The 13,539-nt window shown below is 50.5% G+C and carries 8 protein-coding genes and 1 pseudogene; 4 read left to right on the top strand and 5 right to left on the bottom strand.

The window, feature by feature from the left end; all coding sequences use genetic code 11:
* Positions 1 to 59 precede the first annotated feature (59 nt).
* Positions 60 to 1,448: pseudogene (locus EXY25_RS07920) on the bottom strand (PhoH family protein).
* A 179-nt stretch (positions 1,449 to 1,627) separates the two neighbouring features.
* Here EXY25_RS07920 and rapA point away from each other — a divergent pair.
* The 4 genes from rapA (at position 1,628) to EXY25_RS07900 (ending at position 9,019) form a co-directional block, all read left to right on the top strand.
* A complete protein-coding gene (gene rapA / locus EXY25_RS07915; protein ID WP_130566351.1) occupies positions 1,628 to 4,531 on the top strand; it encodes an RNA polymerase-associated protein RapA in 2,904 nt (967 codons plus the stop codon).
* 94 nt (positions 4,532 to 4,625) lie between these two features.
* Entirely contained in the window at positions 4,626 to 5,399 is a 774-nt protein-coding gene (locus tag EXY25_RS07910) for a type 2 periplasmic-binding domain-containing protein (RefSeq protein ID WP_130566350.1), read from the top strand.
* A gap of 13 nt (positions 5,400 to 5,412) precedes the next feature.
* Positions 5,413 to 8,280, top strand: a complete 2,868-nt coding sequence (locus tag EXY25_RS07905; protein ID WP_130566349.1) for a response regulator — start codon at positions 5,413 to 5,415, stop codon at positions 8,278 to 8,280.
* Positions 8,273 to 9,019 carry an SDR family oxidoreductase gene (locus EXY25_RS07900; RefSeq protein ID WP_130566348.1) on the top strand — a complete coding sequence of 249 codons (747 nt, stop codon included), beginning with the start codon at positions 8,273 to 8,275 and terminating at the stop codon, positions 9,017 to 9,019. Before EXY25_RS07905 ends, EXY25_RS07900 begins: the two co-directional genes overlap by 8 nt.
* On the opposite strand, the gene EXY25_RS07895 is transcribed toward EXY25_RS07900, so the two are convergent.
* Genes EXY25_RS07895 through EXY25_RS07880 form a run of 4 tightly spaced genes read right to left on the bottom strand, consistent with a single transcriptional unit; the run spans position 8,948 to position 13,455 of the window.
* Complete coding sequence (locus EXY25_RS07895) at positions 8,948 to 9,445, bottom strand: 2-amino-4-hydroxy-6-hydroxymethyldihydropteridine diphosphokinase (protein ID WP_114337084.1); 498 nt, start codon at positions 9,443 to 9,445, stop codon at positions 8,948 to 8,950. The two genes, EXY25_RS07900 and EXY25_RS07895, sit on opposite strands and share 72 nt — an antisense overlap.
* A gap of 3 nt (positions 9,446 to 9,448) precedes the next feature.
* The gene (locus EXY25_RS07890) at positions 9,449 to 12,181 is read right to left on the bottom strand and encodes an MlaD family protein (RefSeq protein WP_130566347.1); all 2,733 of its coding nucleotides are present in this window, start codon (positions 12,179 to 12,181) and stop codon (positions 9,449 to 9,451) included.
* Positions 12,174 to 12,836 carry a paraquat-inducible protein A gene (locus EXY25_RS07885; RefSeq protein WP_130566346.1) on the bottom strand — a complete coding sequence of 221 codons (663 nt, stop codon included), beginning with the start codon at positions 12,834 to 12,836 and terminating at the stop codon, positions 12,174 to 12,176. The genes EXY25_RS07890 and EXY25_RS07885 overlap by 8 nt, the downstream gene beginning before the upstream one ends.
* Complete coding sequence (locus EXY25_RS07880; RefSeq protein ID WP_130566345.1) at positions 12,820 to 13,455, bottom strand: paraquat-inducible protein A; 636 nt, start codon at positions 13,453 to 13,455, stop codon at positions 12,820 to 12,822. The genes EXY25_RS07885 and EXY25_RS07880 overlap by 17 nt, the downstream gene beginning before the upstream one ends.
* Positions 13,456 to 13,539: the final 84 nt, after the last annotated feature.

Here is a 13,539-nt window from a genome sequence, read left to right as displayed (position 1 = left end):
CATTTAGACAACAAAAAGGCCGCTTCGCGACCTTATTTGTTTAAAACGTGAAAAGTAACCTATAAATGCTCTTCCGCGAAAGAGGCTAAGCGGCTTCTCACCACGCCATTTAGATACACATTGGCGCTACCTTCAAAATCTTTAAATCGCTCCACTATGTAAGTTAACCCGGATGTAACCGCAGTCAGATAGTTACTATCAATTTGCGACAAATTGCCGGAACAAACCAATTTAGTGCCCTCACCACAACGGGTGATAATGGTCTTGATCTGCGAAGCAGTTAAGTTCTGGCACTCATCAAGAATAACGAATGAGTTTTGAATGCTGCGGCCACGCATAAAGTTTATCGACTTAAACTGAATATTGGCCTTCTCCATGATGTAATGCATGCTGCCTTCAAAGTTTTCATCGCTCTTGTGCAGCACTTCCAAGGTATCGGTGATTGCTGCCAACCATGGCGCCATTTTTTCCTCTTCTGTGCCGGGCAGAAAGCCGATAGATTCGGCAATTTCCGGGGTGTTTCGGGTCACGATGACCTTGTCATACACCCCTGTTTCTACCACCTGTTCCAGCGCACAGGCCAGCGCTAGCAGTGTTTTGCCGCAACCGGCCGGCCCGGTCAGGATCACCAGATCAATCGCCGGATCCAATAACGCATTCAAGGCCATGCCTTGATAGATGTTTTTTGGCGAGACCCCCCAGGCGGTTCAGCTCATCAAACGCTCGCGCCCCAAATCGTGAAACTGCAAGCGTTCACCATCCGAACCGATGACACGACCACAAAATTGATCACTTTCATCCAGTAAATACTGGTTTGGGTAGGTGTTAGCAATTTCCGGTGCGGTCACTTCCTGCACCGTATCTCGGCCATCGGAGCGGGTTTCGCAGTCACTGACCTGCTCCCAAAAATTGCCGCCTAACTCTTGGAAACCTTTGGCTAACATGCTGACATCACTGATCAGCTGGTCAGTCCGGTAATCCTCTACATGGGTTAAACCGGCGCCTTTGGCCTTAAGGCGCATATTGATATCTTTGGTAACCAGCACCACTTTTTGTGGTTTGCGCTCCTCCTGCAGATAAAGCGCGGTATTAATAATCAGGTTGTCATTGGCACTGGTAGGCAAATGTTCCTGAACTTTCGGCAAAGCGTGATCAGCATAAATCGACAGGTGCCCACTGGCACTGCCTGCTTCAACGTTTGCGGTAGGTAGCGGTACGCCTTCAGTGATCTCTTCGGGTGAAGCATCACGCAATGCATCATCGATAGCGCGGATCGCAATCCGCGCATCCCGGCTGACATCTTTTTTGCGATCTTTAATATTGTCGAGTTCTTCCAAAACCGTCATGGGAACCATGACGTCATGCTCCTGGAAGTTGTAGATAGCTAGCGGCTCATGAAGCAGCACATTGGTGTCGAGGATATATAGAATCTTTTCTTCCTGTCCCATAGGCGGCTCTCCTTGGTGGCTTTAGCAAGCAGCAATTCAGCGGTTGATTGCCGTCATTTCCTAGCCTACTAAGCTCCGAGAAAAAATAAAACCGACTGATCGCACAATTCTTGGGCTGCGTGACGACTACACTTCGATTAACATAGCGCCCCTTTTGCCCCCCGCTTGGAAAAGACGACATGCCATTTGCACTTGGTCAACGCTGGATCAGTGATAGTGAAAGCGAACTTGGATTAGGGACACTGGTAGCAATAGATGCTCGCCAGATAACATTAATGTTCACCGCCAGCGGTGAACAGCGCCACTACGCCAAGCAAGATGCGCCGGTTACCCGCGTACGCTTTAATCCAGGCGACACCATAGAAAGTGGTGAAGGCTGGCAACTAACGGTTGCCAGCATCGAAGAGACTGCCGGCCTGATAACCTATCTAGGCAGTCGCGTTGACACGGGCGAAAGCACAGAATTAAGAGAAACCCTGCTGAGCCACGAGCTGCGCTTCAACAAACCACAAGACAAACTGTTTGCAGGCCAAATTGATAAGAGCGATCGTTTCGCCACCCGTTATCAATGTTGGCAAACGCAACTAAAGTGGCAACGCTCGCCATTACGCGGCTTGGTCGGCGCTCGTATCGGTTTGGTACCGCACCAACTGCATATTGCCCATGAGGCAGGAAAACGCCATGCCCCAAGGCTGCTACTAGCCGATGAAGTGGGACTGGGTAAAACCATTGAAGCTGGTCTAATCATCCATCAGCAGCTGCTCACCGGCCGTGCTCAGCGGATTATTGCTGTTGTACCTGAGGCCCTGCTCTACCAGTGGCTAGTCGAGATGCTGCGGCGATTCAATCTACGCTTCTCTATCTTCGACGCTGAGCGTTGCGAACAAGCCTATGACGAAGCCATTAACCCATTCGAAACCGAACAATTGATTCTCTGTACGCCCAAACTACTGCGCAAAAAACAGTGGTTAGAGCAAGCGGTTGAGGCGGGCTGGGATACCTTAGTGGTTGATGAAGCCCACCACCTGGCATGGGCGGAAGATAACCCCAGTCGCGACTATCAAGTGGTCGAAACCCTGGCCCAAGTGACCCCTAGCGTTTTGCTGTTGACTGCCACCCCCGACCAACTGGGACACGAGAGTCATTTCGCCCGTTTACGGTTACTCGATCCCGACCGCTTCTACAGCTATGACGCCTTTGTGTCACAAGAGAAAGGCTATCGTGAGGTCGCTGACGCGGCAGATGCCCTGCTTAACGAAGATGGCATGAGCAAAGCGCAGCAGGCACAACTGGCAGAGTTACTTACCGAGCAAGATATTGAGCCACAACTAAAATGCCTAAACGCTGACGTTAGTGCAGGTGAACAGGCCAGTGCCCGCAATGAACTACTATCGGCACTGTTAGATCGCCATGGCACCAGTCGCGTGATGTTCCGCAACAGCCGCTCGGCCATCAGCGGATTTCCCGGACGTCAGTTATGTCGTCACACCTTAACGATGCCGGAACAGTACCAAACCGCGATCAAGGTGATCAGCGCACTCAGTAAAAAAGCAGCCAGTGAGGTGCCCGATAGTCTCTATCCAGAGCGGGTATTCCAGCAGTTTGAGGGGGACGATGCCAGCTGGTGGCAGTTTGATCCCCGCGTTAGCTGGCTACTGGAACAGCTCAAAGGCGAACTGAAGCAGGAAAAAGTACTGATTATCTGCAGTCGCAAGCAAACAGCTGAGCAGTTGGAAACCGCCCTGCGACAAAAAGAGGGGATACGGACCGGCGTCTTCCACGAAGATATGAGTATTCTCGAACGCGATCGCGCAGCCGCCTATTTCGCCGATATGGAGGAAGGTGCACAGGTGCTGGTCTGTTCCGAAATTGGTAGCGAAGGTCGTAACTTCCAGTTTGCTGCACACCTTGTGCTATTTGATCTGCCTGCACATCCCGATCTGTTAGAGCAGCGTATTGGTCGCTTGGATCGAATTGGCCAAACCCGCACCATCAATGTTCATGCCCCCTATTTTGCTGACAGCAGTCAGGCTCGCCTGCTTGATTGGTATGATCAAGGCTTGCAGGCCTTCGAACAGATCAACCCTTGTGGCGACGCCCTGTATCGTGAGTTTGAAGAGCGTCTCTGGCCTGCGGCCTCACAAAGTGATGAAGCGGCGTGGACAACGTTACTGAAAGAGACAACGCAACGCTGCCAAATCCTTAAGGGACAACTGGAACAGGGACGGGATCGTTTGTTGGAACTGCACTCATCCGGCCACGGTTTAGCAGAACAGCTGGCTGATGCGGTTAAAGTCGAAGATATGAAAACCGACTTGCCCAGCTTCATGTTTTCCCTGTTTGATACCTTGGGGATCCACCAGGAAGATGGCAGCCAAAATGTGATGATCCTGCGTCCCAGCGAACATATGCTGCTGCCCCATGTTCCGGGTTTGCCCGACGACGGCGTGCAGATCACCTTCGATCGCCAAACCGCACTATCGCGGGAGGATGTGCAACTGATGACCTGGGATCACCCTATGGTCAGCGGTATTCTGGAACAGATCCTGACTGGCGACACCGGCAGCGTCACCGTCTCGATCCTCGCCAACAAGGCGCTACCCGCTGGGACCGTGTTAGTTGAGCTGATCTATGTGGCTGAAGCCATTGCGCCCAAGCATTTTCAGATGGGACGCTTTCTACCACCGACACCAATCCGCTTACTGTTAGATAAGAACGGTAAGGATCTGGCGGCCAATGTGCCGTTCGACGGCTTACAGAAGCAGCTTAGCCGCGTCAATCGTCATACAGGTTCTAAGCTGGCGATGACCGCACAAAGCGTGGTGCATCCACTGCTCGCGGGAGCAGAAACAACGGCACAACAGGAGATGGTTCAGATAACTAACGCAGCGAGACAACAGATCAACGATGTATTAGATTTGGAACAGGATCGCCTCCTGGCGCTCAAAGCGGTTAATCCGGCCATTCGTGACGATGAGATCGCCTTTGTGCAGGAACAAAAGCAATCTTTGCTTAATGCGGTAGACAAAGCACAGGTAAAACTAGATGCCATCCGCTTGATTGTAGTCAGTCACAACGGATAGCAGTCAGCCTGAGCCTATTGTATGCTGTCAGCCACGTTCGCCGTCGGCTGACAGCTCAATTTTGAGGGTTAACTTGCTCAGACGCCTTTTTGCCATGACTTCTAGCTCCGACCTTGCACCCAGGTTGGCCTGGTTGTTATTACCCGCACTACTGGTGCTCTCTCAGATCGCCAGCGCTTCGCATCTTATGCTCGCGGTTGGCGAAGACCGCCCTCCTTACATCATGGCTGGCGGCAAGCGCGGACTTGAGCTAGCAGTTCTCAAAGAAGCCTTTGCTTACAAAGGCCATACCTTTGAATCATTTCAGGTCTCTAGTCGACGCCTTAATCAGGTGCTAATTGGTGACGGTACTGACGCTGCAGCAGGCGTACAGGAAAGTCCTAATGGCGCTTACTACTCATTACCCTTTATCGCTTATCGCTATGTCGCGCTATCCAAACAGAAACAGCAACTAACCATCAACAAAATGGACGAGCTGCTCGCCATCAGCGTGGTCACCAGTCAAAATACCTATCAACAGTTAGGGGTTGATTTCGCCTCACTTTACGCACCTGCAAGGCGCCAGAACGACCCGATACCGGCCCGCTATTTAGAGCTGCCCAATCCGATCCAAGCCGTAAAAATGTTTTGGCAAGACAGGGCCGATGTGATCATCATTGAACTTAACGTATTTAAAGCGCTTACGAGTGAGTTAGATAACAATTTCAATACGAGCGATGCTTTGGTTGTACACCCGATTTTTCCTGCCGCCGCTCAATTCCAAGTGAGCTTCAAGGATGAACAGCTACGTAACGATTTTAATGCTGGACTAGCCATACTTCATAGCTCTGGTCGCTATCGAGAGTTAGTCTCACGTTATCTTAAATAAGGTTTAATCCCCTATGGTAGATCGTTCGCATCCCAAGCAGTCGATGGCAACCCAAGTCATCAAGATGATTTTTGGCGCTTATCTAGCAGTAGCCGCCATAACCATCTCTATCCAATTGACGGTTTCCCATGCCAGCACCACCGACCGCCTCGAAGAGCTAGTCAGCGGTATTCTCGAGAGCTTCGGTCCAGGTATTGCTAAGTCCCTCTGGACCTACGATGAAGCCTTGATGAACGCCCAGCTCGTCGGGCTCTATAATCTGCCCTATGTTGAAGGGGTAGAAGTGATCGATTTTGACGGCCACCGTATCGCCGAGGTCGGTGAAACCTCCTACTCCACGTCACAACAACTAGCAACATTGACGCCGCGGACGCTACCTCTCTATTTTAATCAGCAGCGACAAGACACGCCGCTGGGTCACCTGGTGATTTATGCTGATGATGAGTGGGTATCGGAGTTAATCCTCGAACGTGCCAGCTATGTGATCACTAACTCGATCATCAGCCTGCTGCTGATCCTCACCGTAGCACTATTAGTCATCAAGACACGCCTACATAAGCCACTGAAAGCTTTTACCGAACATGTCGCCCGCTTAAGCCAGCGCCAAGATCATCAAGATCTGCCCAACCAACTGCAACAATTGCAAGGCAACCTTGAGCTTAGCCAACTTGCACAAGCGTTTAATCGCCTGATTCATCGTATCGATATCCAAGTAAGCCAACTGGAAGAAGCGAGAGACACGGCACGCGCCGAAGTCACAGCCAGACAAAGCGCCGAAGATGCCCTACGCGACCTTAACGAGGATCTGGAAGCCAGAGTAACCCAGCGCACTGTTGAGTTAGAACAAACCAACCAGCTGCTTCACAGCGCCAAAGATGAAGCAGAACAAGCGAGTTTAGCCAAAGGGGAGTTCCTGGCTAACATGAGCCATGAGATCCGAACACCGATGAACGCAATTATTGGATTAACGGATCTGGCACTACGCACCGAGTTGGATGAAAAGCAGTTCGACTACCTTAAAAAAGTGAAGGTTTCCGCCTCGACGTTACTCGGCATCCTGAACGATATTCTCGATTTCTCTAAAATCGAGGCGGGTAAACTGGACATGGAGACCATCCCCTTTGAGGTGATCGACATATTGGACAACCTTTCCAACATGGTCTCCCTGATCGCAGAACAGAAAGGGCTCGAATTGATATTTCGTTGCCACCCCAACGTGCCACAGGCACTTGTTGGCGATCCATTACGACTAGGGCAAATACTAATAAACCTGTGTAATAACGCTGTGAAGTTCACTTCAGAGGGCGAGATCGAGGTTGTCATTCAATGTGACAACTGCGACCAAGAGATCGCGCAACTTCATTTCTCTGTACGCGATACCGGTATCGGCCTCACCCAACAACAACAGAAAAAGCTGTTCGATACCTTTTCCCAAGCAGACAACTCTACCACCCGAAAGTTTGGCGGAACGGGGCTAGGATTAGCGATCAGCCGCCGCTTGGTTGAAATGATGGGTGGAGAAATCTGGGTAGAAAGTGAATTTGGCCAAGGTAGTTGCTTCCACTTTACCGCCACTTTCCCGTTACCCATGCAGGGGCAACATCAACTCGAGCCACCAAAAGTACTGAACGCGCTGAATGTATTGGTAGTCGATGACAACGATGCTGCTCGGATCACACTGACTGAGATGTTAGCAAGCTTAAAGATGAGAGCGTATGCCTTGGATAGTGCCGAGGCCGCCCTTTCTCACTTAAAACTCAGTGACCAGCAGTACGATCTGATCTTGATGGATTATAAAATGCCCGGCATGGATGGTATCCAAGCCTGTGCCGAGATCCAGCAGATGGCAACTCATAAGCTAACGCCGACAGTGGTTTTAGTGACCGCCTATGGCCGAGAAGGTTTACAGGAAAAAGCGATACAGGCAGGCGCAGCGGCTACCTTGGTTAAGCCACTCAACACATCCTCCCTATTTGACACATTGATGGAGCTGAAAGGGGCTAAAATAGTCGCCCCAAACGCCATCGCGAACAGCAATGGTAACCAGATCGAGCAGCCGGATCTGCGCGGTTACAACCTACTATTGGCGGAAGACAATCCGATCAATCAGCAAGTGGCGCGGGAGCTTCTGGCTTGCTGTGGTGCCGATGTTGCGGTTGCCAATAACGGTACTGAAGCCGTCTGTATGGTACAAAACCATCACTTCGATGCCGTGCTAATGGATATTCAGATGCCAGAGATGGATGGTTACGAGGCAACTCGCGCCATTCGCAGTGATAGCCAACACCGCAAACTCCCCATCTTGGCGATGACAGCGAATGCGATGAAAGGTGATCGAGAAAAATGTCTAGCCGCAGGCATGGATGACCACATCGCTAAGCCGATCTGCCAGCGCCAGCTATTCACCACCCTCAGCCGCTGGCTTCCGGCAAAGTCGAACATAACCAGTACCAGCGACGAACAGTCGACAACACAAGCACCGCCATCATCCACCACGGCCAATGAGCCTGCCTTCGATGAAGCTCTGCTCAACAGCCAGGATGGTTTGGCCACACTGTTAGGCAATAAAACGGTGTACCTGCAAGCGTTACAGATGTTTCTCGATCATTACAGCTCGCTTGCAGAACAGGTTAACGAACTCTTGCGCTGTGGTGATAACGATGGCGCAAGAAAGCAGATGCATGCAATTAAAGGTGTCGCCGGCAATCTTGGATTAACTGCGCTTTATGAGCTGTGTAGAGACTTTGAACAAGACCTAAAGCAAATCGGCGAGGAGCAAAAAATAGCGTTGCAACGGGAGCGACTCGAACAGTTAATGCCCGATCAGCTCAGTGCCATCTCGCAATATTTAGCGTCGGAGTCGGTACAAACTGATGATTAACCCATCAATCAACAGCAAGCAAAGTAACCCTCCGGTCGCGTTAGTCACCGGTTGCGGCAGAAGATTAGGGCTGTTTATCGCGAAGCAGCTATTACAGCAGGGCTATCGGGTATTAGGGCACTACCGCAGTCGTTCAGCAGAACTTGAACAACTAGAGCGCGACGGCGCAGAGCTTTTTCAAGCAGACTTTACACAACCGGCTCAAATCAGCGCTTTGTCAGAGTGGGTCAACGCACGTTGCTCAATGCTCAGTTTACTATTACACAACGCATCTTCGTTTGCTGAAACTGCCTGCACAGCAAAAGAGATGGCCACACAGTTTACCGAGTTCTATCACGTGCATATGCTTGCGCCAGCACTACTCACAGAGCAGCTCAAAGCACTGTTAGTTAAAGCGGATAATCCGTCTATCGTCGCCATCACTGATATCTATATTCATCACCCCAACCCTGCGCTTGCGACCTACTGCGCGACCAAAGCTGGGCTAGATAACCTCTGCCAATCTTACGCCCGCAGTTTAGCTCCCCAGATCAGGGTCAATACCATTGAGCCTGGGCCTATCATGTTTCTCGATAGCCATGATGATGAGTATAAACAGCGTATATTAGCCAAAACACCACTGGCGCAAGAGGGCGGATTTGAGCCTATCTGGCAAGCACTGGCAATGTTAATCGCTAATCGATATATGACGGGTAGTCGGATCCAGGTCGACGGCGGTCGCTCGGTTGCCGAGCTTTAAACCGGCAACGTTCAACTCGGCAAACTCCACCCCTACTGGCAGCGCTTGGTCTGCAAATAGGCTCTGCACAATGGGTTGCAAGTAGCTTTCTGATGGTGCCTCAAACTGAGGCGTTGCAGACACCGCGATAATATCTAAGTCTAAGGTTCGGTCTTTAACACTGCGCTCTGAATCAGAGCGGTCACGACCGTGACTCTTTTCCAATGCATTAAACTGGGCTTTGACCGCTCCCTCGGGCTGTGCGGTATTAAACCAAAACAACGCATTCAGGAAGCGGCGCTGGCTTGCGATCCCTACAGGGTCGGTATAGATAAACGGGCTAAGGGTGACACGCCCAAAGCGTGTCACCAACTCAGTGATTACCTGCTCGACATGTAACTCTGGATCAATGTTGCTACCGATGCTACATAGGTAATAACTCGACACCGATTATCTGTCCAAAGCAATCGTTGGCGCCCACTTCAGCCAAGCTTCATCGGCTTCGGCACGCAACATAAAACTATCGCCATCCGCGGCTTGCTTACCAGGCTGCTCAGGTGTCGCAAACGCGATACCCCCAGCCAGAATGCTTTCCAACGATTCTGTCTGGATCTTAACGCCACTAAAAATACCGGCATCGACATTAATACCTGATGCGCTCCAAAACACCGAGTTATCACGCACCAAAGCTTGGTAACGGGGACGAATATTTACAAACACCCGCACATGATCAGCGGTATCTGCCAACTCGTATCCCATGACTTCACCAACTTCCACTTGACGATAGAGCACAGGATCACCGCGTTTCATCGAGTTCAGGCGCGGCGTTTTGATCACAACATTCAGACCTTCAGCAGTAAGTGTTCGCTGCGGCGCCCTTTGCAACCCTTCAAAGCTCAATCGTTGCTCACCGTCACCCGGTATCGTCTGCACATATACACCGCTAATCAGCGTATCTAAATTGGAGGTTTCAACCAGCCCGAGGTGCGGTTGCACGATCCAAAACTGGCTGCCATGACGGGCAATCTGCTCGGCGTATTTTTCTACCAACACCACAGCGTTAATACCTGATAGGGAATCATCCAGTGTGACCTTTTTAACCCGACCAATCACCATCCCCTCAAGCTTGAGCTCTGATCCGGCTTTAAGACCGACACCGTCGGCAAACTTAATACTGATCTCTAGTCCTTTTTCATGAGCAGCTTTGTAGCTATCAGCCAGCAGGTAGGTGGCTCCATTTTTCGCCAATGCCGACTGTAGATGCTCTTTTGGTGTATCAAAACTAACCCCCCCCAGAACCAGCGCAGCCAATGAAGGCGTACGAAGCGTAATGCCGTTTAAATCGCCAGAGACATCAATACCGCCACTACGCCAAAAATGACTGCCCTCACGAACCAGATGTGCAAAGCGCGGCTCAATCCGCAGATGTACACGTACACCGTCGTTAGCGTCATTTAATTCCAGCCCGATCACCTCACCCACGGTCAAGTTCAAGTAATCAACGGGCGCACCAATTTGCAATCCACCAGGCTCTGGCGTTTCCACCACCAGATATCGACCCGGCGCCGAGGTGTCTATCTGACTATCAATACGATCTGCATGAGCGTCACCATAGCTCTCAAATAAACTAAATTCGTGACCATTACGCACCGCCTTAGGGGCTTCTTTCGTTGGCGGCGTATCAAAAGCAAGACCACCAGAAAGCATCGAAACAAGAGAATAGGTGCGGATCTTAATGCCACTTAGCTTGCCTTCAATATCCACCCCGCCGGCATGCCAAAAGCGGGTCTTATCATTCACCAGATGTTGATAATTTTCGTGTATATAGATAGTTACATTGACCTGTTTACCATCGTCCTGCAGGTCGACACTCTGCACTGTTCCCACTTCGACACGCTTATAAAAGATAGGATTGCCACGTTCTAAAGAAGCGGCTGAGGGTGAGTTCAGAATTAGGTGCAGCCCCGGCACATCCCAACTGATCGGTGGCGCATCGTCCAAGCCAACAAATTCACGGGTCGCTTCACCAGTTAAGGCTGGAGCGACAGAAATATATGGCCCCGAGAGTAACGCATCCATCCCTTCTACAGCGCCGGCGGTTAACGTCGGGCGAACCACCCAAAACCGTGTGTCGGACATCAAGGCGCGCTCGGCCATGGGGTCTAGGTTCAAGACTGCTGTGGCACCACGTAGATCCTCGTTAAACTGAAGATCCTCCACGATACCAATATTATGTCCTTTGAACTTAACCTTGGTTTTATCTTCGATAATACCGCTGGCATCTTCAAAATGGACCTTAACGGAGATCCCCGTTTCAGCTTCAGAGAAATTTTTGAAAAGGCTGAATGTATCGCCATCTTCAGCGGCACTGGCGTCGCCAGTGCCGGAAGCATCACCAAACGCGATACCACCAGCAACGATGGTTGCTAGAGAACCGACATCCACAGAAAAGCCGTCTAGCCCTCCCTGAATATCGACGCCGGAGATATTCCAGAAGCGGGTTTTCTTCGTCACCAGCTTTTCGTATTCCGGTTCAACATGGACTTTGACGCTGACCTTAGAACCATCTTCTTCCAACTTGTAATCGGTAACTGAACCGACTTGCAACTGGCGATATAACAGCGGTGAACCTATAGCAAGAGAATCGAGTGTTTCCGAATAGAGAGTGATATGCAGACCCGGCGTGTTATCGTCCATCGGCGGCGCTTTCGGCAAGGCTACGAAATCTTTTGCTGGCTTACCATTACTATCACCCAAATCGACGGCAATGTAGTTGCCAGACAACAGAGTATCGAGACCAGACACGCCGGCCAAAGTCACCTCAGGCTTAACCAACCAAAACTGGGTGCCCTCGCGAAGGGCGCGCTCGGCATCGCGCTCAAACAGAACCACAGCGGTCACACCATCAAGCGTCTTGTTCATAATCAGGTCATCGACCACGCCGATAGTAAAGCCTTTGTAGCGGACTTCGGTTTTACCTTTGACAATCCCTTCACCCGTATCAAAAGCAATATTAACTGGCAGCTTAGCTTCGGTAATACTTTTGTAGACCAACCAACCGCCAATGGCCAACGCCAATAGTGGCAACAGCCAGACCATAGGGATACCTTTCCGCTTCTCAACTAACGCTTCGGCGATATCGTCGGAATTGCTTTGGTCGTTATTACTTTCAACGTCACTCATTGCGATTCTCTTCCTGATCCCAAATCAATCGGCTGTCAAAACTTTCAGCCGCAAAAATTGTAATCACCACCGCCAAACAAAATGCGGTAGCGCCATGGCCAGCTTCAATCGTCGCCAGCGCCCCTAAATTAACTAATGCAACTAGAATGGCGATAACAAACACGTCTAACATCGACCATTTGCCAATAAATTCAACCATCCGATACAACACGGTTCGCTGCCGAGGGCTGCTATTCCAGCCAAACTGCACCGACAAGCAAAGTATCCAGATCCCCAACAACTTCATCACGGGCACCGCCACCGAAGCGATAAACACCACTAACGCGATGGGGTACATCTCATAATGGATCAAAGCGATAACACCGGACATGATGGTGTCTGACTGCCCCTTGCCGAAACTGATAATGGTCATAATAGGCAGAATGTTGGCAGGTATCAGACACAGCGCTGCGGTGATAGACAAAGCCCAGGTACGCGCTAAAGAATTAGGTTTGCGAGGATGCATCTTGGCCCCGCAGCGACCACAACGCTGCGTTGCGTAAGCTTGTTTGATATCCCAGCGATTCAATTTATGACAATCGTGACACAACACCAATCCACGATGAATAGCCCTTCCACTGGCCGCTGGCGTTTCTGGATCAGTGTTTGGTTTCATCAACGATCTCCCATACTTCATGTGGATCAAAACTCGCGGCAGCGTAGGTTGAACAAAACAGCAAGCCACCGAAGCAGTAAAGCCCACCGTTGACCACTAAATCAGCCAGATCGACCAGTTTCACAATCGAAACCAAAATGCCGAACATATACACTTCCAACATGCCCCAACTGCGGATCTTCTGATAAACCTTGACTGCGCTGACCACAAATCCCATACCTCGTCGCAGTTTCGCCAGCACAGTAATGCTTAACAACAAACTCAACTCCAACAGCGGCACAATAAAAGCGGTGAGCACCACCATAAAGGCAACCCAGAAATACTCCGCTTGCCACATCAATTTGGCGCCTTGCAATACGGTTGTACTCTGCCCCATGTCGCCAATATTGATCGCCATAATAGGCAGCAGATTGGCAGGAATAAATAACAAAAGCGCAGCGAGGGAAGCGGCAAGGGTTTTGCCTAAGGCATCATAGCGAGTGTCAACTATCACATAACCACAGCAGGGACACTTAAGACGATAGCCAACCCGTTCATGGGGAAGATTGACTAATAGGTCACATTCGTGACACGCAGTGAGATGGCCATGTTCGGGCAAGGATTTTGTACTATGCGACACCGACGGCCCGCCTCAATTGCTGCCTGCCATACGCAAGCTATTAATCTTAAACAGACTATAGATAATAATCTTTATCTAGCTCAA

The sequence above is a fragment of the Corallincola spongiicola genome (assembly GCF_004284785.1).
Classification (GTDB): Bacteria; Pseudomonadota; Gammaproteobacteria; order Enterobacterales; family Neiellaceae; genus Corallincola; species Corallincola holothuriorum.
Note: the sequence above shows the minus strand (reverse complement) of the source record. Positions and strands in the feature narration are given on the sequence as shown.

What these genes read in the sequence shown, in the direction of transcription:
- EXY25_RS07885 (WP_130566346.1), bottom strand. Translation starts at nt 12,836, where the DNA reads ATGAAACCAAACACTGATCCAGAAACGCCAGCGGCCAGTGGAAGGGCT.
- EXY25_RS07890 (WP_130566347.1), bottom strand. Translation starts at nt 12,181, where the DNA reads ATGAGTGACGTTGAAAGTAATAACGACCAAAGCAATTCCGACGATATC.
- rapA (WP_130566351.1), top strand. Translation starts at nt 1,628, where the DNA reads ATGCCATTTGCACTTGGTCAACGCTGGATCAGTGATAGTGAAAGCGAA.
- EXY25_RS07905 (WP_130566349.1), top strand. Translation starts at nt 5,413, where the DNA reads ATGGTAGATCGTTCGCATCCCAAGCAGTCGATGGCAACCCAAGTCATC.
- EXY25_RS07900 (WP_130566348.1), top strand. Translation starts at nt 8,273, where the DNA reads ATGATTAACCCATCAATCAACAGCAAGCAAAGTAACCCTCCGGTCGCG.
- EXY25_RS07910 (WP_130566350.1), top strand. Translation starts at nt 4,626, where the DNA reads ATGACTTCTAGCTCCGACCTTGCACCCAGGTTGGCCTGGTTGTTATTA.